The organism is Acinetobacter sp. G18 (genome assembly GCF_052660225.1).
This window is the reverse complement of sequence record NZ_CP109658.1, coordinates 3571260-3595507: the sequence shown is the minus strand read 5'-3', so window position 1 is coordinate 3595507 and position 24248 is coordinate 3571260. Positions and strand designations below refer to the sequence as shown.

Annotated in this window: 25 protein-coding genes and 5 tRNA genes; 28 read left to right on the top strand and 2 right to left on the bottom strand. The window is 39.6% G+C overall.

Going from position 1 to position 24248, the window contains the following annotated elements:
* Positions 1-24 precede the first annotated feature (24 nt).
* The 4 genes from NE363_RS17000 (at position 25) to phoU (ending at position 3761) form a co-directional block, all read left to right on the top strand.
* Positions 25-606 (top strand): TetR/AcrR family transcriptional regulator, encoded by a 582-nt coding sequence (locus NE363_RS17000; protein WP_191105743.1) that lies wholly within the window; start codon positions 25-27, stop codon positions 604-606.
* Entirely contained in the window at positions 599-1504 is a 906-nt protein-coding gene (locus tag NE363_RS16995) for a DMT family transporter (RefSeq protein ID WP_445535512.1), read from the top strand. Before NE363_RS17000 ends, NE363_RS16995 begins: the two co-directional genes overlap by 8 nt.
* A gap of 96 nt (positions 1505-1600) precedes the next feature.
* On the top strand, positions 1601-2932 hold the full coding sequence (locus NE363_RS16990; protein ID WP_348888568.1) for a TolC family outer membrane protein: 1332 nt from the start codon (positions 1601-1603) through the stop codon (positions 2930-2932).
* A gap of 106 nt (positions 2933-3038) precedes the next feature.
* Positions 3039-3761, top strand: coding sequence for a phosphate signaling complex protein PhoU (gene phoU, locus NE363_RS16985; RefSeq protein ID WP_000075183.1), 723 nt, complete (start codon positions 3039-3041; stop codon positions 3759-3761).
* A gap of 314 nt (positions 3762-4075) precedes the next feature.
* Here phoU and NE363_RS16980 read toward each other — a convergent pair whose 3' ends face one another.
* Both NE363_RS16980 and argH read right to left on the bottom strand, forming a co-directional pair.
* Positions 4076-4345, bottom strand: a complete 270-nt coding sequence (locus NE363_RS16980; RefSeq protein WP_004699209.1) for an oxidative damage protection protein — start codon at positions 4343-4345, stop codon at positions 4076-4078.
* A gap of 9 nt (positions 4346-4354) precedes the next feature.
* Complete coding sequence (gene argH, locus NE363_RS16975; RefSeq protein WP_445535511.1) at positions 4355-5788, bottom strand: argininosuccinate lyase; 1434 nt, start codon at positions 5786-5788, stop codon at positions 4355-4357.
* Here argH and NE363_RS16970 point away from each other — a divergent pair.
* From NE363_RS16970 to rplA, 24 genes are all read left to right on the top strand, one after another.
* The gene (locus NE363_RS16970; protein ID WP_445535510.1) at positions 5779-6918 is read left to right on the top strand and encodes a sensor histidine kinase; all 1140 of its coding nucleotides are present in this window, start codon (positions 5779-5781) and stop codon (positions 6916-6918) included. The genes argH and NE363_RS16970 overlap by 10 nt on opposite strands.
* A gap of 60 nt (positions 6919-6978) precedes the next feature.
* The gene (locus NE363_RS16965; protein ID WP_019457021.1) at positions 6979-7719 is read left to right on the top strand and encodes a LytR/AlgR family response regulator transcription factor; all 741 of its coding nucleotides are present in this window, start codon (positions 6979-6981) and stop codon (positions 7717-7719) included.
* A 100-nt stretch (positions 7720-7819) separates the two neighbouring features.
* Complete coding sequence (hemC, locus tag NE363_RS16960; protein WP_445535509.1) at positions 7820-8737, top strand: hydroxymethylbilane synthase; 918 nt, start codon at positions 7820-7822, stop codon at positions 8735-8737.
* A 4-nt stretch (positions 8738-8741) separates the two neighbouring features.
* The gene (locus tag NE363_RS16955; RefSeq protein WP_445535508.1) at positions 8742-9509 is read left to right on the top strand and encodes a uroporphyrinogen-III synthase; all 768 of its coding nucleotides are present in this window, start codon (positions 8742-8744) and stop codon (positions 9507-9509) included.
* 8 nt (positions 9510-9517) lie between these two features.
* The gene (locus NE363_RS16950) at positions 9518-10357 is read left to right on the top strand and encodes a hypothetical protein (RefSeq protein WP_004699197.1); all 840 of its coding nucleotides are present in this window, start codon (positions 9518-9520) and stop codon (positions 10355-10357) included.
* Between the two features lie 9 nt (positions 10358-10366).
* The gene (locus tag NE363_RS16945; RefSeq protein ID WP_445535507.1) at positions 10367-11560 is read left to right on the top strand and encodes a heme biosynthesis protein HemY; all 1194 of its coding nucleotides are present in this window, start codon (positions 10367-10369) and stop codon (positions 11558-11560) included.
* A gap of 7 nt (positions 11561-11567) precedes the next feature.
* The gene (locus NE363_RS16940; RefSeq protein ID WP_263612760.1) at positions 11568-12008 is read left to right on the top strand and encodes an acyl-CoA thioesterase; all 441 of its coding nucleotides are present in this window, start codon (positions 11568-11570) and stop codon (positions 12006-12008) included.
* A 194-nt stretch (positions 12009-12202) separates the two neighbouring features.
* Positions 12203-12529 carry an H-NS histone family protein gene (locus NE363_RS16935; protein ID WP_002053185.1) on the top strand — a complete coding sequence of 109 codons (327 nt, stop codon included), beginning with the start codon at positions 12203-12205 and terminating at the stop codon, positions 12527-12529.
* A 331-nt stretch (positions 12530-12860) separates the two neighbouring features.
* Positions 12861-13604 (top strand): type II secretion system protein N, encoded by a 744-nt coding sequence (gene gspN, locus NE363_RS16930; RefSeq protein ID WP_445535506.1) that lies wholly within the window; start codon positions 12861-12863, stop codon positions 13602-13604.
* Positions 13604-14440, top strand: coding sequence for a type II secretion system protein N (locus NE363_RS16925; protein ID WP_445535505.1), 837 nt, complete (start codon positions 13604-13606; stop codon positions 14438-14440). The genes gspN and NE363_RS16925 overlap by 1 nt, the downstream gene beginning before the upstream one ends.
* Before the next feature lie 41 nt (positions 14441-14481).
* On the top strand, positions 14482-16758 hold the full coding sequence (gene gspD, locus NE363_RS16920; RefSeq protein WP_019457027.1) for a type II secretion system secretin GspD: 2277 nt from the start codon (positions 14482-14484) through the stop codon (positions 16756-16758).
* 40 nt (positions 16759-16798) lie between these two features.
* Entirely contained in the window at positions 16799-17425 is a 627-nt protein-coding gene (locus NE363_RS16915; protein ID WP_049065291.1) for an FHA domain-containing protein, read from the top strand.
* Between the two features lie 65 nt (positions 17426-17490).
* Positions 17491-18159, top strand: a complete 669-nt coding sequence (locus NE363_RS16910; protein ID WP_445535504.1) for a phosphoglycolate phosphatase — start codon at positions 17491-17493, stop codon at positions 18157-18159.
* Between the two features lie 108 nt (positions 18160-18267).
* Complete coding sequence (trpE, locus tag NE363_RS16905) at positions 18268-19761, top strand: anthranilate synthase component I (protein ID WP_019457030.1); 1494 nt, start codon at positions 18268-18270, stop codon at positions 19759-19761.
* 98 nt (positions 19762-19859) lie between these two features.
* Positions 19860-19935, top strand: a tRNA-Thr gene (locus tag NE363_RS16900).
* A gap of 54 nt (positions 19936-19989) precedes the next feature.
* Positions 19990-20073 (top strand) — tRNA-Tyr (locus tag NE363_RS16895).
* Positions 20074-20110: 37 nt separating this feature from the next.
* Positions 20111-20186: transfer RNA gene (locus NE363_RS16890), tRNA-Gly, on the top strand.
* A 13-nt stretch (positions 20187-20199) separates the two neighbouring features.
* Positions 20200-20274 (top strand) — tRNA-Thr (locus NE363_RS16885).
* A gap of 149 nt (positions 20275-20423) precedes the next feature.
* Positions 20424-21614 carry an elongation factor Tu gene (gene tuf, locus NE363_RS16880; RefSeq protein ID WP_002157016.1) on the top strand — a complete coding sequence of 397 codons (1191 nt, stop codon included), beginning with the start codon at positions 20424-20426 and terminating at the stop codon, positions 21612-21614.
* 60 nt (positions 21615-21674) lie between these two features.
* A tRNA-Trp gene (locus NE363_RS16875) sits at positions 21675-21750 on the top strand.
* Between the two features lie 75 nt (positions 21751-21825).
* Positions 21826-22266, top strand: coding sequence for a preprotein translocase subunit SecE (secE, locus tag NE363_RS16870; protein WP_004699177.1), 441 nt, complete (start codon positions 21826-21828; stop codon positions 22264-22266).
* Positions 22267-22273: 7 nt separating this feature from the next.
* Positions 22274-22807, top strand: coding sequence for a transcription termination/antitermination protein NusG (gene nusG, locus NE363_RS16865; RefSeq protein ID WP_003654499.1), 534 nt, complete (start codon positions 22274-22276; stop codon positions 22805-22807).
* 109 nt (positions 22808-22916) lie between these two features.
* A complete protein-coding gene (gene rplK, locus NE363_RS16860; RefSeq protein WP_001074682.1) occupies positions 22917-23345 on the top strand; it encodes a 50S ribosomal protein L11 in 429 nt (142 codons plus the stop codon).
* A gap of 3 nt (positions 23346-23348) precedes the next feature.
* Positions 23349-24044, top strand: a complete 696-nt coding sequence (gene rplA / locus NE363_RS16855) for a 50S ribosomal protein L1 (RefSeq protein WP_019456806.1) — start codon at positions 23349-23351, stop codon at positions 24042-24044.
* Positions 24045-24248: the final 204 nt, after the last annotated feature.

Here is a 24248-nt window from a genome sequence, read left to right as displayed (position 1 = left end):
GGTCGGTCTACTTAAATAAAAGCTATGAATGATAAAACAGCAAGACAGAAAATTCTCGATGCCGCTTCAACTTTGTTTTATAACGACGGCATTACTGCAACTGGTATTAACTCAGTTACGACTAAAGCAGATGTAGCCAAGATGTCGCTTTATAATAATTTTTCTTCAAAAGGTGAATTGGTCGATGCCTATATTGCTGCACGGCATCAAGAGTGGTTAGACCTGTATCAAAACCGTTTAGCAATAACAAAAACACCTAAAGACGCTATTTTAGCCGTATTTGATGCCTATCAAGACCATGCGGAATTTGCCTATGAAAAAGGCTTTCGAGGATGTGGGCTTTTAAATGCTGCCGCAGAGTTTCCCGCGAATAGTTCAGGACGAAGTTCGGTAAGACAACATAAAGAAGAAGTTGAGGCTATTGTTGCCGAGCATTTAAAAAAATTAATACCAGACTCACAGCGTGTTAACTATGTGGCTACACAGCTTTCATTTCTTTTAGAAGGCTCTATGGCACGAGCAGGGTTGGAAGGCAACAGTCGTCAACTTCTATTAGCAAAGCAAATGGCAGAAGACATTTTAAATAGAGAATGTTCAAATGATTAGCCTCATTAAAAATAGTAGCTATGGAGGCACAATTGCGATTTTAGTTGCCTCTGTTTTGTGGGGAACAACTGGTACTGCGGCGGCATTTGCACCGACACTTGGCCCACTTGCTATTGGTGCAGCAGCGATGGGCGGTGGAGGTCTTTTACAAGCTTTAGTTGCATCCCAAGCGATACGCGAAAACCGACAATTTATAAGGGAGAATCTTTTAATACTACTTTTGGGTGTAGTGGCGGTGGGTATTTACCCTTTGGCTTTTTATTCCTCAATGCATTATGCGGGCATTACAATTGGTACTGTGGTTTCAATTGGTTCTGCTCCACTGATCGCAGCAATTTTAGAACGATTCTTTGATCGCAAAGCGTTGTCTGCCATCTGGTTTCTAAGTTTTGTCTGCGGTGTACTTGGCGTAACGATGCTGTCGATGGGTGAAAGTCATGCGGTTCTAGATAGTACAAGTCAATGGAATAAATACTTCGGTATTTTTCTTGGACTTGTCGCAGCTACAACTTATTCGCTTTATTCATGGGCTGCAAAAAAATTAATAGATCGAGGTGTTGCCTCTAAAGCTGCAATGGGCATGATTATGGGCGGTGGGGCAGTTATTTTGCTTCCTACCTTGTTGGTTACAGGTGGTGGTTTATTAGAAAGCTCAACCAATTTACTTGTAGCTGGCTATATGATGTTAATTCCTATGTTTTTGGGTTATTTACTTTTTGGCTTCGGATTAAAAACGGTTAATGCGAGCAAAGCGACCACCTTAACTTTATTTGAACCTTTAGTTGCTGCGATTTTTGCGATTGTGTTGGTGGGTGAGCATGTTTCATGGTTGGGTTGGATCGGCATGTTTTTGATTTTTATTTGTATTTTAATATTGTCAAAAACTCGGAACACTTAAAAAAACTAAAACTTTTAATGGCTTGAGTTTGATTCGAATTTTTCTTAGTCTTAAAGCCAAGTTTTATCGTTGATTTAAACAATGAAAATAAAATTAATGCTTGTGGCGGGTTTATGGAGTTTTACCTCGTCAAGTTTTGCTCTAGATTTAGTTGAAACTTATGAGCGCGCGAAACAAAATGATCCGACATGGCAAGCGAATCAACAACAATTTGAAGCAGATCAGCTCAATTTAGGCTTAGCAACGGGTGCTTTATTACCGACAGTTACCTTGTCTGGAAAAATTAATCGTAATAGCCAAACAGTAAAACGTTCGAATTTTCCGGGTATTGATCAAGAAGGGCTGTCAGATGCGTTAGTGAGTAATACATCGACTACTAAACAAGCAACTTTGTCTGCTCGTCAGCCTCTTTTTCGTATGGATGCATGGGAAGGTTATAAACAAGTTAAAACCTCAGTTGCTCTTAGTGAAATCACTTTAAGACTGCAAAAACAAGATCATGTTTTAAATGTGGCCGAAGCTTATTTTAATGTACTTCGTCAGCAAGCACTTACTGCTGCTTATTTACAAGAAGAAAAAGCATTACTTGAACAGCTCAACATGATGAATGCCAAGCTTAAAGAAGGTTTGGTGGCTCGTAGCGATGTGAGTGAGGCAAATGCTCAGTATCAAAGTGCCAGAGCCAATCGTATTGCGACCAATGTACAGATTCTATTAGCTCAAGAGCAACTATCGGAATATATTGGCCCCTATCAAGATAAGCTTGCAGTCTTACGAAGTGATTTTAACTTTCAAAAACCTTATCCAGCCCAGCTTGATGATTGGCTGAATTTAGCCCAGCAACAAAATTTAAAAATTCAGCAAGCACGTTTACAACGACAATATGCTGAAGATCAACGCCGTGTGGAAAAAGCTGCACTTTATCCACAGGTAGATGCAGTTGCCAGCTATGGCTATACCAAACAAACACCAGAAACACTCATTTCAACTGACGGGAAGTTTGACCAAATCGGTGTGGAGATGAACTGGAATTTATTTAATGGAGGACAGACCCGAACCTCTATTAAAAAAGCCAGTGTAGAGTTAAATAAAGCACAAGCCCAACTCGATGCGGCCATTCGCCGTGCCAATGTTGATGTAAAAAGTGCTTTTATGCAGGTAGATACCGACCGTGCAAAACTTGAAGCAAGAAAAGCAGCAATGGATTCTTCGGCACTTGTGTCGCAAGCTTCAAAAGCCAGTTATAACGAAGGCTTAAAAAGTATGGTTGATGTTTTATTGGCGCAGCGTAATGCTTTTTCTGCAAAACAGGATTATCTTAATGCTCAATATGACTATTTATTAAATGTACTGCGTTTAAAAGCTGCTGTAGGCCAGTTAGGTGAAAAAGATCTGGTCGAATTAAACAGCTGGTTAACGTATCAGTAATAAAAAATGCTTTTATCTGAATTTTAATTTTGTCATAAAAATTTAATGATTGATGTGTTTTAATGCTCAATCATTTTATCCCTGCGCCATCATGTTGGAGGCTTCCTTGAGTCCAAGTAATCCGGTGTTAAGCCATCATATTTCTTCTCAATTTAATGAAGATTTGCAAGATGTGAACACAAAGTTTATGACCATGGGTGGCTTGGTCGAACAACAGGTTGCCAATGCAATTCATTCTTTGCTTGATACAGATGCGAATTTAGCAATTGATGTTCAATTTAAAGATAATGCAGTCAATCAATATGAGCGTGATATTGATGAGGGTTTGACACTCATCTTGGCGCGTCGTCATCCAGCAGCAATCGATTTGCGTATGGTTATTGCCATGAGCAAAGCCAATACTGACCTTGAGCGTATTGGGGATGAAGCTGCAAAAATTGCCCGTATTGCACAAAACCTCTGTGAAGAGGGTGGATCACCTCGTGGTTACATGGAAACTCGTCATATTGGTAACCAAGTACGTGTCATGATTCACGATGCCCTTGATGCTTTTGCACGTTTAGATGCCGATCAGGCATTACGTGTACTTTTAGCAGACGCTGACATTGACCGTGAATATCAATCAGCAACGCGTACTTTAATGACTTATATGATTGAAGATCCGCGTCATATTGCTCGCGTAATTAACGTGATGTGGGTTTTGCGTTCTTTAGAGCGTATTGGCGACCATGCGCGTAACATTGCTGAACAAGTGATTTATATGGCGAAAGGCTTTGATGCTCGTCATACCAAAATTGAAGAAATTGAAGCAAAAGTCCACGAAAAATAATGCTTTAATGAGAAAATAAAAGCCTTGTTTCAAACAAGACTTTTTTATAACTAAAAATAATACATAAAAAAAATGTCCCGAACTTTGGGGGGAAGTTCAGGACAGAAAATCAAGTGCATTAAGAGAAAACACGACAGGGATCGTGTCTCACTTGCTATGGATTCATAATAAGGTTTCATTGAATTTATGTCATGTAGAGTCCTGTGCGCTCTCTGTAAGGCTTTATATGTTTGTGTAAGTTTCACGTAAAAAAAAAGGCAGATCTATGTATATAGATCTGCCTTCTCAATGACGATAAGGTTAGAGCAAGCTAATTATTCAGGTTTCCAACCTTCTGCTTTTTCAACACTTTCATCATTATTGAAGAACTTTTCACGTTGTTCTTCAAGGAATTTTTTTGCATCTGGTTCAAACACATTTAAACGCTTTTCATTAATCAGCGTAGTTTGGTGCTGTAACCATTCTTGCCATGCTTGCTTAGAAACATTTTCAAAGAAATCTTGGCCTTTAGCACCTGGAAAAGGAGCGAAGTCTAGACCTTCCATTTCTTTTTGATATTTACGACAAAATACTTGGCGACTCATGATTTATCCTTAAGCGTATAACTGTTCTAAACGTGTATGGGCACGAGTAATTGCAGCTTCAACCTGTTTTGGTGAAGTTCCGCCAATATGATCACGTGCATTTACAGAAGCTTCTAGTGTTAAAGCTTTATCAAATACGTCTGCTGTGATTAAGTCAGAGAATTGTTGTAATTGCTCAAGTGTTAACTCAGATAAATCTTTTTCTTCAGCAACACCTAGTGCAACAGCTTTACCTACAATTTCATGCGCATCACGGAACGCAACGCCTTTTTTCACTAAGTAGTCAGCAAGGTCAGTTGCAGTTGAGAATCCACGAAGTGCAGCTTCACGCATGATTTCAATATTTGGAACCAATGCAGGAATCATGTCTGCAAATGCCATGAGTGAACCACGAACCGTATCGATAGCATCGAACAAAGGTTCTTTATCTTCTTGGTTGTCTTTGTTGTACGCTAAAGGTTGACCTTTCATGAGCGTAAGTAAGCTAATTAAGTCACCAAATACACGGCCAGATTTACCACGAATAAGTTCTGGAACATCTGGGTTTTTCTTCTGTGGCATAATTGATGAGCCAGTACAGAAGCGGTCAGGAATATTCACAAATTTGAACTGTGCAGAAGTCCAAAGAATAAGTTCTTCAGACATACGTGATAAATGCATCATGATAAGCGCAGCTGCTGCATTAAATTCAATCGCAAAGTCACGGTCAGAAACAGCATCAAGAGAATTTTCAGATACAGCTTCAAAACCTAAAAGTTCTGCTGTATAAGCACGATCGATCGGGTAAGTAGTACCTGCAAGAGCAGCGGAACCAAGAGGCATACGATTAACACGCTTACGGCAGTCTTGGAGACGTTCTGTGTCACGAACTAACATTTCAAACCATGCCAATAAGTGATGACCAAAAGTTACTGGTTGAGCTGTTTGTAAATGAGTGAAGCCAGGCATAATGGTATTTACATTTTTAGCAGCCAAGCCCAACAAGCCTTTTTGTAAACGCTCTAATAAACCTAAAATGTCATCAATTTCGTCACGTAGATAAAGACGAATATCAGTTGCAACTTGGTCATTACGGCTACGACCAGTGTGGAGTTTTTTACCTGTAATGCCAATACGCTGAGTCAAACATGATTCAATGTTCATGTGAACATCTTCAAGATCGATACGCCATTCAAAGTTTCCAGCTTCAATTTCTGCACGAATGGTGCTTAAACCTTCAATAATGTCGTCTCGTTCTGCTTCTGTGAGTACGCCAACTTTTGCAAGCATGGTAGCATGCGCAATTGAACCTGCGATGTCTTGTTTATAAAAACGTTGGTCAAACTGAACAGAGGCAGTAAATTCTGCTACAAAAGCGTCTGTCGCTTCAGAAAAACGACCACCCCACATACCTGAGGTTTGGTCTGGGGCTGCTGAATTAGGGGGATTTGAAGATGTGGTCATGGTGGCTCAGTAAAATAAAAAAGAGTATATCACTTGCCGAAGCTCAACAAACAAAGTTGTTTTCTACAGCATATCGAAATCAAAATTCCTCCTATTTTTTTACGAAAATTGATCGTTGGCAACATTTATTCGAATTAATTATTGCAAGTAATGTTTTGGCGCTGGTTTTAGCTTTGGCTGAAGCGCAATCGTGGCATGCCTTAAGCGGGTCGCGCCTTTTACAATATATGATTTTTATTAACTGGGTGATTTTGTCTTTTTTTGCCTTAGTTGAATATTTTCAAAATTTTTTTAGTCAGCTTCAGCAAGAATATGCTTTGGCAATTGGCTTTGTTATGCTGCAAGCGATTGTGGTAGTGACCACCCTAATAAGTAATTTTTTTCAATTCGGAATCTTGAAAAGAACGAGTGATATAGCGCATGACTGGAGCATTTATTTTACCAATGTCCCTTTATATTTAAGCTATGGAATACTACTCGGCGCATTTTGTTTGCGCTATTTATATGTCAGAGAACAGTGGTTACATCAACAATATGCAGAATTAAATGCACGTATTCAAGCCATGCAAGCGCGTATTCATCCTCACTTTTTATTTAATAGTTTAAATAATGTGGTGAGTTTAATTACGATAGACCCAGATAAAGCCGAAAGTATGCTGATTAGTCTGTCGCGTTTATTTAGAGCGAGTTTCCAAGAATTAAAATTGGTAAGCTTGTATGAAGAAATTGAACTCAGTAAACAATACTTAATGATTGAACAAATACGTTTAGGTGAGCGTTTACAAGTCGACTGGAAAGTGGAGCTTGAACCTTTGCAATTAAAGCAGGTCACGATTCCTTTATTGACATTACAACCTTTGTTAGAGAATAGTATTTTTCATGGGGTGGAACCAATGATGGGTAAGGCAACCATAGGGGTATTGGTTGAAATATTGCAAAATCAGGTCAGTATAGTCATTACCAACCCTTATACAGACGATACAATAAAATCACGGAAAGGGCATGGAATCGCTCTTGAAAACGTTAAACAACGCTTGAAAGCGTATTATGGGAACTCAGTTAGGTTCCAGGTATATAAGGGTGAAACTTTATATACCACTATTATGAGCTATCAATACCAATCAAAATAATAAGCCAGTCAGAGTTAACCATAAAAAAATGGACCAAGTTAACGGTGACAAGGAGGATGAATGAAGGTGCTAATTTGTGATGACGAGCCATTAGCAGTGGAGCGATTGTCACGTTTAGTTTCAAAGATGGGACATGAGGTTGTTGCAACAGCTCATCATGGCCAAGATGCCTTGGAACAGGCACGGCTTCATCAACCAGATGTGATTTTACTTGATATCCAAATGCCGGGTATGAATGGTCTCGTCTGTGCGGAACAATTAAGCCAGCTTAACCCTCGACCTGCTATTGTCTTTTGTACAGCTTATGATCAGCATGCTTTGGAGGCGTTTAAATCACAAGCACAAGCTTATCTTCTTAAACCGATTGATCCAGCAGAACTTGAACAAGCTTTAAAGCAGTTAACGCAACTTACCCAAGCACAGCTGAATGCCTTGCCAAACCCTGAACTTTTACAGGATTTAAAAACACAAAGACATCAAATTGCTGCCAAAACCTACCGTGGGGTTGAACTGATTCCTGTTGAAAATATCTATTATTTTTTGGCAGATCAAAAATATGTCACGATACGTCATAAAAATGGCAGTGTATTAATTGATGAAACACTGAAAGAGCTTGAAACTGAATTTGCAGATCAATTTATTCGTATTCATCGAAATGCCTTGGTCTCAATTGCTTATTTAGATGGTTTAGAGCTTGTAAGTTCAGGCCAGTATCAGGTTCGTTTACGAGGCCTTGATGAAAGACTTTCCGTTAGCCGTCGTCATTTGTCTACGCTCAGAGAGCGGATACATCAGCTTTAACTTGCGCATGTCTTATTTTTGCTGGTGAGATTTTACTTGCAATTTTAAGGGATCAAGTTAAGTTTAGGGTGTATTGTTTGACCAGCCCATGCTTGAATTTATGAAAACCTTGAAAATTGCTACACGACAAAGCCCACTTGCTCTTTGGCAGGCAGAACATATTCGTGCCCGTTTGCAGGAGCTTCATCCAGATTTAACGGTAGAGTTGGTCAAGTTTGTCACGCAGGGCGATAAAATTTTAGATACGCCTTTAGCAAAAATTGGTGGCAAAGGTTTGTTTGTTAAAGAATTAGAAGCTGCTCTTTTAGATGGTCGCGCGGACCTTGCTGTACATTCAATGAAAGATGTACCAATGGCATTACCAGAAGGTTTAACCTTGGCAGTCATTTGTGAACGTGAAGATCCATTAGATGCTTTTGTTTCAAATACTTTTGAAAAATTTGCTGACTTACCACAAGGAGCGAGAGTTGGCACATCAAGCTTACGTCGTAAATCACAAATTTTAAAACAACGTCCAGATCTACAAATTATTGATTTACGCGGAAATGTCGGTACTCGTCTAGGTAAATTAGATGATGGTCAATACGATGCGATTATTTTGGCAAGCGCTGGTTTAAAACGTTTAGGATTAGAAAATCGCATTCGTCATACTATCGAGCCAAATGTAAGTCTGCCTGCTGTTGGACAGGGTGCTCTTGGTTTGGAATGCCGTGCAGATGATCAAGAAGTATTAGCTTTAATACAACCTCTTTTACACATAGAGACTGACGTATGTGTACGTGCTGAGCGTGCGTTTAATGCCTATCTTGAAGGTGGTTGTCAGGTACCTATTGCGGGCTATGCAACCTTGCAAGATGGGAAAATTCATATTGAAGGCCGTGTAGGTAGTGTCGATGGGCAAACATTATTACGTGCTGAAATGACAGATGAAGCTCACAATGCTCAGCAATTAGGTGAGAACCTTGCTCGAAACTTACTTGAACAAGGTGCTGGCGATTTATTAAAGGCTCTTTACTAAAACTATGCTGTTCATTAATACTCGACCTGACTCACGTGCAGCTGAATTAACAGAAGCTTTGCAAAATAAGGGGTATCAGGTCGAGTCTTTACCTCTTTTAGAGCTGGTTGCTCAGCCTTTTTCAGATTCACTCTTTCAACTCTATCAGCAGTTAGTCGAGGCGCAAGCTATAGTGGCTGTAAGTCCCACTGCGGTTGATGTGGGTATGCAGTACTTAACGCAAAGTGGCTTAAAGCTAGAGAACTTAAAACATATTCAGTGGATTGCGGTTGGGCAGGCCACGGCAAATCGTCTCCATGAATATGGAATTGAAGCACATGTTCCAGATGTTGAAACTTCTGAAGGCATGCTCAGACTACCTATTCTCTATAATATGCAACAGAAGGGTAGTGTGGCTTTTTGGAGAGGAGAAGGCGGCCGCCAATTTATGATGGACACTTTGCAGCAGCAAGGTATCCAGATTTTAAATTTTGTCTTATATCATCGGCAGTGTCCACAAGACTCATATTCAACATTTAAGCATCTGACACAGAATTCAAATTATAATTTAGAAAAATGGCTTGTCTTAATTACCAGTGAGGCAAGCTGGAAATATTGGTTAGAGCTTTGTTTAAATAATAATGTACAACCTGATTGTGTATATTTGGTTTTAGGACCACGTCTTTTTCAACTTGTAAGAAAATATCGCGATCAGCAACAGGCTCATTTTCACATTATTCAACTTGAAAATTTATCGCCTTCGGGGATGATTCATCACATTCAGGCATTATAAGGATTCGTATGAGAAAACTTGTTTCTATTATCATTTTGCTGGGCATCGCTTGGTTAGCTAAGCTTAGCTACGATATGTGGCAAATTTCTCGTACGGTTCCTGAGCTTCAGCAAAGCTTAATGCAATCGGAACAGCAATATGCCAATCTGAATGATCAGTTGGTTGCACTAAAGAGACAAGTTCAAACCCAGCCGGGTAGTGATGTTCAATCGGCACCATCGACAAATAGTGAAATCATTCATGCAGGCATTGAGCCAACGGTATTAATTAAACAAAAATTAGACTTAATTCAGTTTGCGATAGATCAACAACAGTTTATTTATGCAGTAGATCATTTAACTCAATTACAACAAGCATTGCCTCAATATGAAATTGCTCCAGCATTAAAACACAGCCTAAATCAGGCGCTTGAACAAGATAAACAAGCAATACAACAATACGTAATTGCTCAAAATCAGCGTCATCAAATGATTGACGATCTACTGCAAACTATCGATAAAAATATTCAGCAAGCATTGGCTCGACCTAAACTTGAGATGGATCAATCTGAGTCAGTGTCTTGGTGGAAGAAATGGTTCCGTATTGAAAAAGTAGAAACACCGTCTATTAATTTAATGAATCGAAGTGTTGTGCTGAAAGAAGTGCAACTAAGGTTATTAATTGCCGAGCAGGCATTAAACCAAGGAAAAATGGCTGAATATCAAAATGAGCTGCAATCAGTAATGCAGAAATTAAATGAAATGCCAGATGCGACCAGTCAGCAATTGAAAAATCGTATTGCTAAAGTATCTCACTTATCTATCGTGCCTGTGCCTAAACTATCGACTCTTGGCCTACTAGGCTCATAAGGAGGGCATATGAAACATCTCCTATGGGTTTATCTTCTTATTAGTTTAGTACTTTTTGCAGCTTTGGCTTTGCTTAGCTATGGCTACGGCATGGGATATGTTTATATCTACTGGCGACAGCTGCAATTGCAAACAAACGTGTGGGGATTAGTCCTTACTTTTGTCCTAATGAGTTTTATTGCTCAGTTAATATGGCTTTGGATTAAACGTTATTCTTCTCGTGAACAACGTAAAAGAGAGAATATTTTTCAGTTTAAAAACCTTCACCCCTATGAGCAATTGGGTATTGTCTGGCTATTAGAAGCTGCCGAAGATCAACGCGTCTTTATCGAACGAGTTTTTACCCAGTCAGGACTTTTAAAAAATATTATTGATGCCAAGTTCTTGGTTTTAAGTGGAGATTATCAAAAAGCATTAGATGCTTTGGATCAATCTCCACCTATGGCTTTTGAATTGGCAGAATTACAGCGTATTGAAATATTTTTAGCTCAAAATGAAGCTGAGCGCGCATTAACTCATCTTGAGTTTTTATATCAGCATCAATTATCGCCGTGGCTTGAAGAGATCGAGACAGCATATCAACAGCGATTAACCGCATTATGGGGACAGCTTGCTTTACAGCAACCATGGTTATATTTGCGTTCGATGAAATATGGATTATTAGACGCTGAGCATCGTGATTTATGGTTACAGCAACTTCTTCAACAGTTCGATCAAGCTTCAGTTGATGACTTACATGCGCTGCAACAGCGCTATCTAGATTTAGAGTCTGAAATTCAAACTCGACCTTATAGCAGTAAATTACTATGGCTAAAACTCTTGGCGCGTATGCCGGAAATGAGTATTCAGCATGAAACATTAACTTTGCATCTTCTCAAAGAGCAATTTGATCCAGAAGTGTTTTATTTGTGGTTTCAGCAGCAATTGCTTAAGCAGGTTCCTGACTATGCGGATGTTGAGGAAAAGATTAATCAATTTGAATCTCAATATATGAGTTTGCCGGTTTTAACATTTGCAAAATGGCATGTTTACATGGCAACTGAGCGTCAAGCTGAAGCAGAAATATTATTAAGTTTATACCCAGATAATATTTTAATGAGCTATTTACGTATTAAATCAACCTTAAAAGAAGATGATGAGTTAATCAAACAGTTAAACCTAATCTTTGAAAATGATGCGAATTTTTTAAAATTTAAAATTTGAGGTAAAAATGAAAGAACTGTCTGTCTACCCTGTAATATACGACCAGAAAGTAGCATGGGGAGATATGGATGCTTTTGGTCATGTCAATAATGTACAGTATTATAGATATATTGAAAGCTCACGTATTTTATATATGGAAAATGTAAATATATTGACCCCAAATATATATACTGTTGTTGCTTCAAGTCAGTGCAAATATTTAAAACCCGTGTTTTATCCAGATGTATTAAAAGTAGGGGTTCGTGTAGAGGAGATGCGCAATAGCGCATTCCGTATGGCTTATATATTATGGAGTGAGGCACAGCAGCAAATCGTTGCTACAGGTGAAGCTGTAATGGTCTGTATAGATAAAATGACAGGATTAAAATGTGAAATACCAAATGAAGTAAAAAGTAAAATTATTGAATTAGAAAAATCAGTAGGACATGACTTAATACATTTAGCTTAAATAAATATTAAGAAAATATATTTCAATTATAATTATTAATGTAATTAAAAAGTAAATTTATAGCATTATTCTGACGAACTTGTCTTTCAAACTATTGCTTATTGAATAGATTATAAATACTATTGGTTATGATTTAATGTTTTTAAATTTTGTCTGTATTATTTGAATTGTCTGTAAGACTGGAGTATTTATTAATGAAACCGGATATTAGTGAATTATCTGTTGAAGAGTTAAAACGCTTACAAGAAGAAGCAGAAGCTTTAATTGCAAGCAAAAAAGATCAAGCAATCGAAGATGCTTATAATCAAATTATCGAGATTGCAGAAAATGTAGGTTTTAGTGTTGAACAACTTCTTGAGTTTGGTGCTCAAAAACGTAAGAAAACAACACGTAAATCTGTAGAGCCACGCTACCGTAACAAAAACAACTCTGAAGAGACTTGGACTGGTCGCGGTAAACAACCACGTTGGTTAGTTGCTGAAATTGAAAAAGGTGCAAAACTTGAAGATTTCTTAATCTAATTGTATTGCCTCTTAAAAAGCCAAGCGATTTAGCTTGGCTTTTTTATTTTAAAAAAAATTAAAACTTTTATTTTAAAAATGAAGTATTCAATAAAGTGTTTGAATTCCTAAATGAATACATTGTTGAGACTAAATTTGCATTTAGTAAGATCAATCGTCAATTTTCATGATTTTGTCATACGTACAACTTATAGTCTTTAAGAAGACGCCAAGCCTGATTGCTTGGTTTTTTTATATGAAGTGAATTGGCGATGTTGAAAAAGTATGCATAATGTCAGACTAGAGAGGAACTCTCATATAAGGACGATAATTTGCATGTTGGTAAGGCTGAATGAAGAAAAAGTCTAAGCAATGGAAGTGGTGGTTTTTTGCCCTCATTGCATTTTTAATTTTTATTATTTTACAGATTCCGGCGACTTGGCTTATCTCTAAATTTTCAAAGAATAATCAAACTGTCCATAATGTAAGTGGCAATATCTGGCAGGGGCAAGCTGACTGGCATCGTGGTGCTTTACGAGGAACCATCCACTGGAAAACCAGACCGCTAGATTTACTTTTATTACGCTTTGCTGCAGATGTTGATATTCATAGTGGTAATACGCAATTAGCAGGAATCATGGCATATGGTTTTGGCAAAAAAGTAATTGTACGAAATATGAATGGTCAAGTTGCTCCAGAAACACTGAAGCAGATTGTGAACTGGCAATGGCCGGTAAACAGCATTCAACTTAAAGATATCCAACTTAATTATAAAAAAGAGCAGGGCTTTGCAGCGGTTGATGGGCAATTGCATTGGGGTGGCGGAGCACTAGTTTATAATATTGGTGATCGTCAAGATCGTATGAACATGCCTTCTTTAAGTGGGCAGTTGGCTGACCAAAATGGACAGCTACAAGTTGACATCCGTGATCAGCGAAATCAAAAAATGGCGAATCTTTTACTTGATGCCAATATGATGCTTGATGTTCAACTTACACAGCGTTTATTACTTAATGTTCCATCTTATGACGGAAAAGCTGGTTTAGATACTTTTGTCATTAGTTCTCGTCAACCATTATTACAAGGTGGTAACTGATGAAAACATGGATTGATAAATTACAGCAGTTACAGTGGCAAAAGTTAGATCGACTCAGTGTAGTTGTCCTTATTATTTTAATTTTGTGGTTATGTTGGAAATTGGCATCATTTTTTTGGTTGGTTGTAGCACCCCCTCAAATGATGCAGTTTGATCGGGTGGAACTCGGTTCTCAACAGCCACAAATACCAAACATTAGTACTTTTTCAATTTTTAATGAACCTTCTGCCAATGCGGCTCAAGAAAATGTGAATCTAGAATTACAAGGCGTAATGCTTGGGTATCCAAACCAGTTTTCTTCTGCTGTTATTAAGGTTGATAATACTGCTGAACGTTATCGAGTTGGTGAAACCATAGGTTCTACCTCTTATCAACTGTCAGAGGTTTATTGGGATCATGTGGTATTGCGTCAAGGAAATGGCAGTACTCGCGAACTTCAGTTCAAAGGTCTGCCAAATGGTTTATATCAACCTATGACTCCTAATGCATCACCGCAAGCTGTCACGCCATCTCAGCCTACGGCGCCTGTGAATACGACCCAAGAAGCTTTGGGGCAAGCGATTCAGCAGATGCAAGGAAATCGAGATCAGTACCTCAAAGATATGGGGGTTAGTGGAGGCTCTGGTGAGGGATATGAAGTTACAGAACGTACACCAACCGCGCTTAGAAATAAGCTAGGTTTAAGGCCTGGCGATCGAATTGTCTCTTTAAATGGTCAAACGGTTGGGCAAGGGCAAACGGATGTGCAATTACTTGAACAGGCTCGGCGAGCAGGACAAGTAAAAATAGAAATAAAACGTGGTGATCAAGTGATGACCATACAACAAAGTTTTTAGTGATAACACGTCACCATAAGAGTTAGGAAATATCGCGAGTTATGGCTTTATTGAATCATCAACGTCCACTTTGGGCATTACTTGCAGCAGCCCCATTGATTGCGACAGTAAGTAGCAGTGCCTATGCCCAAACATGGAAGATCAATTTACGTGATGCTGACTTAACTGCCTTTATTAATGAAGTTGCAGACATTACTGGTAAGAACTTTGCTGTTGATCCGAGAGTGCGTGGGAATGTCACTGTTATTTCGAATAAACCTTTAAATAAAGATGAGGTTTATGATTTATTTCTTGGGGTCTTAAATGTAAATGGGGTAGTTGCGATTCCATCTGGTAATACAATTAAACTTGTGCCAGATAGCAACGTTAAAAACTCGGGAATTCCTTATGATTCTCGAAATAAGGTTCGTGGTGATCAAATTGTTACACGAGTGATTTGGCTTGAAAATACCAATCCAAATGACTTAATTCCAGCACTTCGCCCTTTAATGCCACAGTTTGCGCATATGGCTGCGATTGCAGGCACCAATGCTCTTATTGTCTCTGATCGAGCTGCGAACATTTATCAGCTTGAAAATATTATCCGTAACTTAGACGGAACTGGGCAAAATGATATTGAGGCGATTAACCTTCAGTCGAGTCAAGCCGAAGAAATTATTACTCAACTTGAAGCGATGAGTGCAACTGGAGCATCAAAAGATTTTAATGGTGCTCGTATTCGTATTATTGCTGATAATCGAACGAATCGTATTTTGGTAAAAGGTGATCCGGGAACGCGTAAGCGCATTCGCCACATGATTGAAATGCTGGATGTACCTTCTGCTGACCGTTTAGGTGGTTTAAAAGTTTTCCGTTTGAAATACGCAAGTGCTAAAAGCCTGTCAGAAATTTTACAAGGTTTGGTCACTGGTCAAGCTGTTTCGTCGTCTGGTAACAATAACAATTCATCAAACTCATCAAATTCGATGAATAATTTGATTGGGAATAACCAGAACTCGAGTTCAAATACATCAGGTTCAAATGGAAGTTCAATTTCGACTCCATCAATCAATCTAAATGGCAATTCAAACAATAGTAATCGGAACAATATTTCCAGCTTTAGCCAAAATGGCGTAAGCATTATTGCAGATAGTGCCCAAAACTCATTAGTTGTTAAAGCCGATCCACAATTAATGCGTGAAATTGAATCAGCGATTCAACAGCTGGATGTTCGTCGCCAACAAGTGCTTATTGAGGCTGCAATTATTGAAGTATCGGGTGATGATGCAGATCAACTTGGAATTCAATGGGCACTCGGTGATTTATCTAGTGGGATTGGTTTACTTAGCTTTAGTAATGTAGGGGCGAGTTTATCTTCTATTGCTGCTGGTTATTTGTCGAGTGGTTCGGCTGGAGCTGCTTCTGCTATCGCTAATGGAGCTAATAAAGGTAATGGTGCAACTTTAGGATTGGGTAATTTTGATAACTCTCGTAAAGCCTATGGTGCATTAATTCAGGCCCTTAAAACCAATACCAAATCAAACTTACTTTCAACGCCATCTATTGTAACAATGGATAATGAAGAAGCTTATATTGTTGTAGGCCAGAATGTTCCATTTGTAACAGGCTCAGTGACTACCAATAGTACTGGTATCAACCCATATACAACTGTAGAACGAAAGGATGTCGGTGTGACGTTAAAAGTCATTCCGCATATTGGTGAAGGTGGTACGGTTCGTCTAGAAGTGGAACAAGAAGTCTCTGCTGTTCAAGAAAGTCGTGGGCAAGCAGCTGACTTGGTGACAAGTAAACGTGCTATTAAAACAGCAGTTTTGGCTGAACATGGGCAGACTGTGGTGCTTGGTGGTTTGGTGTCGGATGACACGTCGCTTTCAAGACAAGGTGTACCTGGTTTAAGTAGTATCCCTTATGTTGGGCGATTGTTCCGATCAGATAATAGAAAAAATGTTAAACAAAACCTTCTTGTCTTTATTCATCCAACAATTGTGGGTGATGCAAATGATGTACGTCGTTTGACTCAGCAGCGTTATAATCAGCTGTATAGTTTACAGTTAGCAATGGATAAAAACGGTAACTTTGCAAAACTACCTGAGCAGGTCGATGATGTTTACAATCAAAAAATGACACCTCCAAGTATTGCTCCGCAGTCAAAAAATTATCAGCAAGTTCCTTCGGGTGGTAAAAGTTCGACCATAATCACACCTGTAGCAGTCGAACCAACGGTTCAAAAGCAAACTTTGCAGTTGCCTGAACCAGAAGTGAATCGTACTAAAAATACAGTAACAACTACCACACTGCGACCAAACACAGCGCAGTAGTAGCATGTTATGATTGATAAAAAATGAATAGGACATATGCATGACTTGGAAACTACAAGCAATTACTGGTGAAATTACTGGACAAGAAATTACAGTTGATCGTGATATGTTGGTAGGGCGCCATCAGGACGCTGATTTGTTGTTACAAGCTGCTGAAATTTCACGTCGCCATGCTGCATTGCTTTTAAAAGATCAATTGCTATGGGTTCAAGACCTTAATTCATCGAATGGTACATTTGTAAACGATATTCGTATTGAGCAAGAAAAGCAGCTACATGATGGTGATATTGTTCAATTTGCGAGTTTTAAATTCTCGGTTTTAGCACCTGCTCAAAAAATTACTGATTTACCTGAAGTTGAAGCAGAACCAGTGCAAGCTGCACCAACACAGGATTTAAGCGATCAAGGTATGCCAAGCCTTGCAGAGCGTGCTGCAGAGGTCGAAGTTCGCCACGATGGTATGCCGCAGAATATTTCTATTCCAAAACCTGCGCCTATTCCTGAAGGTGTAGATGTCAATGTAAAACAACCATCACCTGTGACTTTTGATGAGCCTGTTTCTCGTGTTGCCGAAGAAAAAGAGCAACAGAAGAATGCTTCAGTTGGTTTAATCACTATTATTATTTTAGTAATTTTAGCTGTATTAGCATGGTTATTCTTTAAATAATCCGTTGCTGCTTTTACAATCAAGGCATGCCAAACGCATGCCTTTTTAATTTTGAGTAGAAGAAAATGTCTGTTGCACAACTAAGTAAGCGCGATTTAATTTTATTTGATCTGGATGGAACACTTGTTGACTCCGCTGCCGATTTATATCGGTCTATGAATTTAAGTCTGCAATCACTCGGTTGGCCATTGGTGACAGAAGTACAAATACGAGAATGGGTAGGTAAAGGTGCCTCAAAACTCTGTGAAAGTGTTTTACTTCATCTATTTGGTAAATTAGATGCTGAACAACATAAGGTTTTATTACACACATTTGTAGAGACATATGGTGCAGAACTTTGTGTAAATACTCAAATTTATTCTGGTGTACCTGAGTTTTTAAAACATTGCCAAACTCTAAATATAAAAATGGCATGTGTTACTAATAAACCTGTCAAACTTGCTCAAGGACTATTAGATGCATTAGAGCTTACCTCTTATTTTCAAGTTGTACTTGGGGGAGATAGCTTGCCTGAAAGAAAACCACATCCATTACCATTGCTGCATTGCATGCAAAGTCTAAATACATCTGCTTCACAATCGTTAATGATTGGTGATTCTAGCAATGATGTAGAAGCTGCGCGCCGTGCTGGAATTGATTGTATTGTGGTTAGCTATGGCTATAATCATGGAGAAAGCATCTATGATTGCCAACCTCAGCAAGTTATTGATAGTCTTGCTGAGTTAATTGTTTAATGAAGAAAATGGAGATAAGAATGAATAAGCGTATGGTTTTTCGATGGCGTGTCTAAACCGAATCTAGAAAAACACACTTTTAAATCGAAACCATATTAGAGAAGATTCATGACAACATTAGCGCAATTCGAGCAACTTAAGGCTGCTGGTTATAACACTATTCCTGTTTATCGTCAGCGGTTAGCAGATACAGAAACCCCATTATCGGTTTTTGCTCGTTTTAAAGACCAAACACAAGCTTATTTATTTGAGTCGGTTGAGGGTGGGGAAAACTGGGCGCGCTACTCTATGATTGGATTAGGCGAATCAACCGTTTTTTCATGCAATGCTGGGGTTTTGTCTGTACAGCATGCTGATGGCTCAATCACACAACAAGATTGCCAAGATCCTTTTGAATATATTCGTAACTTCCAAAAACAATTTAAAGTGCCATCGGCAGAGCTCTTGCCAGACTTACCAAGCTTTACAGGCGGATTAGTGGGGTATTTGGGTTATGATGCTGTCCGTTATATTGAACCACGCTTAAAGAATGTACCTACAGCTGACCCAATCACGTTACCTGATTTGTGGTTAATGTTATCAAAAACAGTTATTGTCTTTGATAACCTTAAAGATACACTATTTTTAATTGTTCACGCTGATGCAACACAGGCAAATGCTTATCAAGATGCCCAGCAAAAATTAGATCAATTAGAACAGTTACTCGCTATTCCTGTTAGCTTGCAAGCTAAACCACATACTCCTCCTCATTTTGAATCAATTACGGGTAAAGCAAAGTTCTTAGAAACAGTAGAAAAAGTTAAAGAATATATCCGTGCTGGTGATGTAATGCAGGTTGTTCCAGGGCAGCGCATGGTTTCTGATTTTGATGGTGAGGCTTTACAGGTTTACCGTGCATTACGTCATTTAAATCCTTCGCCTTATTTATTCTTGGTACAAGGGCAAACGATTACTGATAAAAAACCATTTCATATTGTTGGTTCTTCACCAGAAATTCTTTCTCGTTTAGAAAATGGTATTGCGACAGTTCGTCCACTTGCAGGTACGAGGCCGCGCGGAAAAACTAAAGAGGAAGATGTTGCTTTAGAAAAAGACTTACTTTCAGATGAAAAAGAAATTGCTGAGCACTTAATGCTGATTGATCTTGGTCGAAATGATGTTGGGCGAGTTTCTAAAATCGGTAAGGTCCAAGTAACGGATCAAATGGTGATTGAGCGCTATTCACATGTCATGCACATTGTTTCAAACGTACAAGGTGAAGTTCGTGACGATATAGATGCTTTAGATGTGTTTAAAGCGACTTTCCCTGCTGGTACCTTATCTGGTGCCCCAAAAATTCGTGCAATGGAAATCATTGATGAAGTAGAACCAGTGAAACGAGGTGTATTTGGTGGAGCAGTGGGGTATTTGGGATGGCATGGTGAAATGGATATGTCGATCGCAATCCGTACATGCGTTATTCGTGACAAAAAAGTCTATGTACAGGCTGGAGCAGGCTTGGTAGCTGACTCAAATCCTGAATCTGAATGGAATGAAACCCAAATAAAAGCTCGCGCAGTGATCAAAGCGGTTGAATTATCATCAAACGGATTGATTTTATGAGTTTTTAGCGATTTTTTTAAAAAAATCGCTTGCATCGTTTGGAAGTTTTGCTAAACTGCACACCGTTCCGATACGAAACGTACGAAACACTAAGAAGAGCCGGCATAGCTCAGTTGGTAGAGCAACTGACTTGTAATCAGTAGGTCCACAGTTCGAATCCGTGTGCCGGCACCATCTTAAAGGTGTGTAGTTGTGAAGTAAAGAACAACACTGAAATAAGTGTGATATGGTGAGATTCCCGAGCGGTCAAAGGGGGCGGACTGTAACTCCGCTACGAAAGTTTCGAAGGTTCGAATCCTTCTCTCACCACCATTAACTTCGATTGAAGTGGTATATATACCAACACAGTGCGGGAGTAGCTCAGTTGGTAGAGCGGCAGCCTTCCAAGCTGCATGTCGCGAGTTCGATCCTCGTCTCCCGCTCCATCGAAGGATAATCGCTCTTATAGCTCAGTGGTAGAGCACTCCCTTGGTAAGGGAGAGGTCTCGAGTTCAAATCTCGATAAGAGCTCCAGATATACAGTTTAGTAGATTTTCTACAAAGATTTAAAAAGCAGGCTTATTAGTCTGCTTTTCAAGTATTGGGTGTTTGATTTTTTAGGCGACATGTCGATGCTGGGTGTTTGCTCAGAATTGTGTTCGACGTAAACGAGGATTATAAACATGGCTAAGGCTAAGTTTGAACGTAATAAGCCACACGTAAACGTGGGCACAATCGGTCACGTTGACCATGGTAAAACAACTTTAACTGCTGCGATTGCAACTATTTGTGCAAAAACTTACGGCGGTGAAGCGAAAGATTACTCACAAATCGACTCAGCACCTGAAGAAAAAGCACGTGGTATTACAATTAATACTTCACACGTAGAATACGATTCTCCAATTCGTCACTACGCACACGTTGACTGCCCGGGCCACGCCGATTACGTTAAAAACATGATCACTGGTGCTGCTCAGATGGACGGCGCGATCCTTGTATGTGCTGCGACTGACGGTCCAATGCCACAAACTCGTGAACACATCCTTCTTTCTCGTCAGGTTGGTGTACCTTACATCATCGTATTCTTAAACAAATGCGACCTTGTTGATGACGAAGAATTACTTGAATTAGTAGAAATGGAAGTTCGTGAACTTCTTTCTACTTATGACTTCCCAGGTGATGACACTCCAGTAATCCGTGGTTCAGCTCTTGCTGCTCTTAACGGTGAAGCAGGTCCTTACGGTGAAGAATCAGTTCTTGCTCTTGTAGCAGCTCTTGACTCTTACATCCCAGAACCAGAACGTGCTATCGACAAAGCATTCTTAATGCCAATCGAAGACGTATTCTCAATTTCTGGTCGTGGTACTGTAGTAACAGGCCGTGTAGAATCAGGTATTGTTAAAGTTGGTGAAGAAGTAGAGATCGTTGGTATTAAAGATACAGTTAAAACAACTGTAACTGGCGTAGAAATGTTCCGTAAACTTCTTGACGAAGGCCGTGCAGGCGAGAACTGTGGTGTATTACTTCGTGGTACTAAGCGTGAAGACGTACAACGTGGTCAAGTACTTGCTAAACCAGGTACAATCAAGCCGCACACTAAATTCGACGCAGAAGTATACGTACTTTCTAAAGAAGAAGGTGGTCGTCACACTCCATTCTTAAATGGTTACCGTCCACAGTTCTACTTCCGTACAACTGACGTAACTGGTGCGATCCAGTTGAAAGAAGGCGTTGAAATGGTTATGCCAGGTGACAACGTTGAAATGTCAGTAGAATTAATCCACCCAATCGCAATGGACCCAGGTCTACGTTTTGCGATCCGTGAAGGTGGTCGTACTGTAGGTGCTGGTGTTGTTGCGAAAGTAACTGCATAAGCATAATATAGTGACGGATTACGTCTCAAGTTGAGGGCTTTGGCTCTCAACTTGCATTATAGGTCAGTAGTTCAATTGGTAGAGCGTCGGTCTCCAAAACCGAATGTTGGGGGTTCGAGTCCCTCCTGACCTGCCATATTTTGAAATAAAAAGCTTGATGCTGGCTTAGTTGTTCATATAATAAGTCGCGAGTTCTACGACGAGTACAAAAATGTCGAATGATAAATCGCGTGACGCATTGAGCGACGCGCCAATTCCTCAAAGAAATAATTCTGCTGAAGTTGTTCGTTCTGGTTCGCCTCTAGATATTGTTCTATGGGTGATTGCAATTGCATTGTTGCTTTCGGCTACTATGGTGAATCAGCACTTGCCAGCGTATTGGGCACCTGCAAATAATGTTTGGGTTCGCGTTGGTGCAATTTTAGCTTGTATCGTTGTGGCTTTAGGTTTATTATACGCCACCCATCAAGGTAAAGGCTTCGTTCGTTTGCTAAAAGATGCACGAGTCGAATTGCGTCGAGTAACTTGGCCAACAAAACAAGAAACAGTCACGACATCGTGGCAGGTTCTATTGGTTGTAGTTGTTGCATCATTGGTTTTATGGTGCTTTGACTATGGTTTGGGTTGGTTAATTAAGTTGATTATCGGGTAAAAGAGCTATGAAACGTTGGTACATTATTCATGCCTACTCTGGCTATGAAAAACAAGTGTTGCGTTCGCTTACAGAACGAATCCAGCGTAGCGCTGTTGCTGATAGCTTTGGTGATGTCCTTGTTCCTACCGAAGAAGTGGTAGAAATGAAGGATGGTAAGAAACGTAAGTCTGAGCGTAAATTCTTTCCTGGCTATGTGTTAGTTGAAATGGAAATGAATGACGATACTTGGCATATTGTTAAAGAATGTCCGAAAGTATTAGGTTTTATCGGTGGTACACCTGAAAAACCTGCGCCAATCACTCAACGTGAAGCAGATGCGATTCTTGCGCGTGTACGTAATACTGGTGAAGCTCCACGTCCTAAGACGATGTTTGAACCAGGTGAAGAATTACTCGTTATTGATGGCCCATTCACTGACTTTAAAGGTGTGGTGGAAGAGGTTCAATACGAAAAGTCACGTTTAACGTTGACGATTAATGTATTTAATCGACCAACTCAGGTTGAACTCGAATTTCGTCAAGTCGAAAAAACGATTTAATCTCAATTGGTTGAAAAGCGCCCGATTTTATCGGGCATTGTTGTTGTAACAGTAGTGTTGCGTAAAGATTGGGGAGCCTAGCGGCGTTTGTACCCAGAGGTATTTTAAAATGGCTAAGAAGATTGACGGCTATATCAAGCTGCAAGTTCCAGCTGGTAAAGCAAATCCATCTCCACCAATTGGTCCTGCATTAGGTCAACGTGGTGTAAACATCATGGCATTCTGTAAAGAATTCAATGCTGCTACACAAAAAGTTGAACCAGGTCTTCCAATTCCTGTAGTGATTACTGTGTACAACGACAAGTCGTTCACATTCATCATGAAAACTCCTCCAGCTTCTATTCTTCTTAAGAAAGCTGCTGGTATCCAAAAGGGTTCATCTGTACCAAACAAAACTAAAGTTGGTAAGTTGACTCGTGCTCAGTTAGAAGAAATTGCGACTACTAAAGAGCCAGATTTAACTGGTGCTGATTTAGACGCACGTGTTCGTACCATCGCTGGTTCTGCACGTTCTATGGGCTTGGAAGTGGAGCTATAAGACATGGCAAAGTTAACTAAACGTCAAAAAGCCATTGCTGCTGCTGTTGAAGCAAACAAAGTTTACACTTTGGAAGAAGCGGTAGAAGTTCTTAACAGCCTACCTGCTGCAAAATTCAAAGAATCTTTGGATGTTGCTGTAAATCTTGGTGTAGACCCACGTAAATCTGATCAGGTTGTTCGTGGTGCTACTACATTACCTGCAGGTACTGGTAAAACTGTACGTGTAGCTGTATTTGCTCAAGGCGCTCAAGCAGAAGCTGCTAAAGAAGCTGGTGCTGATGTTGTAGGTTTTGATGACCTTGCTGAAAGCATCCAAGGTGGAAACCTTGACTTTGATGTTGTGATCGCTGCTCCAGACGCTATGCGTGTTGTTGGTAAGCTCGGTACAATTCTTGGTCCACGTGGTTTAATGCCAAACCCTAAAGTAGGTACTGTAACTCCTGATGTTGCGAATGCTGTTAAAAACGCAAAATCTGGTCAGGCTCGTTACCGTGTAGACAAAGCGGGTATTATCCACGCTGCGATTGGTCAAGTTGGCTTTGATGCTGCTGCAATCCGCCAAAACGTTGAAACTTTAGTTGCTGACTTGAAAAAGTTAAAACCTGCAACTTCTAAAGGTGTATACATCAAAAAGATCACTTTGAGCTCAACTATGGGTCCTGGTCTTACTGTTGATGTAAACAACGTTTCTAACTAAGTTTTAACTTAGTTCTGTACAGAATTTTAAAGTCCTGATTGAGTAGGTAGCAAAAATAGAAATAAATTTCTATTTTTGCGCAGTTAAAGCAACGCTTTGACTCTTGCTTATCAGGCGGACTTTGAATTGATGAATGAGAATTTATCAGCGTCAAAGACCTCAGGCGAGAAGGCGTTATTTTCGGATAGCGGCTTTTCTTAATAA

Coding starts and splice junctions, on each gene's coding strand:
- NE363_RS17000 (WP_191105743.1), top strand. CDS start 25: ATGAATGATAAAACAGCAAGACAGAAAATTCTCGATGCCGCTTCAACT.
- NE363_RS16995 (WP_445535512.1), top strand. CDS start 599: ATGATTAGCCTCATTAAAAATAGTAGCTATGGAGGCACAATTGCGATT.
- NE363_RS16990 (WP_348888568.1), top strand. CDS start 1,601: ATGCTTGTGGCGGGTTTATGGAGTTTTACCTCGTCAAGTTTTGCTCTA.
- NE363_RS16980 (WP_004699209.1), bottom strand. CDS start 4,345: ATGAGTCGCCAAGTATTTTGTCGTAAATATCAAAAAGAAATGGAAGGT.
- NE363_RS16970 (WP_445535510.1), top strand. CDS start 5,779: ATGTGGTCATGGTGGCTCAGTAAAATAAAAAAGAGTATATCACTTGCC.
- argH (WP_445535511.1), bottom strand. CDS start 5,788: ATGACCACATCTTCAAATCCCCCTAATTCAGCAGCCCCAGACCAAACC.
- NE363_RS16965 (WP_019457021.1), top strand. CDS start 6,979: ATGAAGGTGCTAATTTGTGATGACGAGCCATTAGCAGTGGAGCGATTG.
- hemC (WP_445535509.1), top strand. CDS start 7,820: ATGAAAACCTTGAAAATTGCTACACGACAAAGCCCACTTGCTCTTTGG.
- NE363_RS16955 (WP_445535508.1), top strand. CDS start 8,742: ATGCTGTTCATTAATACTCGACCTGACTCACGTGCAGCTGAATTAACA.
- NE363_RS16950 (WP_004699197.1), top strand. CDS start 9,518: ATGAGAAAACTTGTTTCTATTATCATTTTGCTGGGCATCGCTTGGTTA.
- NE363_RS16945 (WP_445535507.1), top strand. CDS start 10,367: ATGAAACATCTCCTATGGGTTTATCTTCTTATTAGTTTAGTACTTTTT.
- NE363_RS16940 (WP_263612760.1), top strand. CDS start 11,568: ATGAAAGAACTGTCTGTCTACCCTGTAATATACGACCAGAAAGTAGCA.
- NE363_RS16935 (WP_002053185.1), top strand. CDS start 12,203: ATGAAACCGGATATTAGTGAATTATCTGTTGAAGAGTTAAAACGCTTA.
- gspN (WP_445535506.1), top strand. CDS start 12,861: ATGAAGAAAAAGTCTAAGCAATGGAAGTGGTGGTTTTTTGCCCTCATT.
- NE363_RS16925 (WP_445535505.1), top strand. CDS start 13,604: ATGAAAACATGGATTGATAAATTACAGCAGTTACAGTGGCAAAAGTTA.
- gspD (WP_019457027.1), top strand. CDS start 14,482: ATGGCTTTATTGAATCATCAACGTCCACTTTGGGCATTACTTGCAGCA.
- NE363_RS16915 (WP_049065291.1), top strand. CDS start 16,799: ATGACTTGGAAACTACAAGCAATTACTGGTGAAATTACTGGACAAGAA.
- NE363_RS16910 (WP_445535504.1), top strand. CDS start 17,491: ATGTCTGTTGCACAACTAAGTAAGCGCGATTTAATTTTATTTGATCTG.
- trpE (WP_019457030.1), top strand. CDS start 18,268: ATGACAACATTAGCGCAATTCGAGCAACTTAAGGCTGCTGGTTATAAC.
- tuf (WP_002157016.1), top strand. CDS start 20,424: ATGGCTAAGGCTAAGTTTGAACGTAATAAGCCACACGTAAACGTGGGC.
- secE (WP_004699177.1), top strand. CDS start 21,826: ATGTCGAATGATAAATCGCGTGACGCATTGAGCGACGCGCCAATTCCT.
- nusG (WP_003654499.1), top strand. CDS start 22,274: ATGAAACGTTGGTACATTATTCATGCCTACTCTGGCTATGAAAAACAA.
- rplK (WP_001074682.1), top strand. CDS start 22,917: ATGGCTAAGAAGATTGACGGCTATATCAAGCTGCAAGTTCCAGCTGGT.
- rplA (WP_019456806.1), top strand. CDS start 23,349: ATGGCAAAGTTAACTAAACGTCAAAAAGCCATTGCTGCTGCTGTTGAA.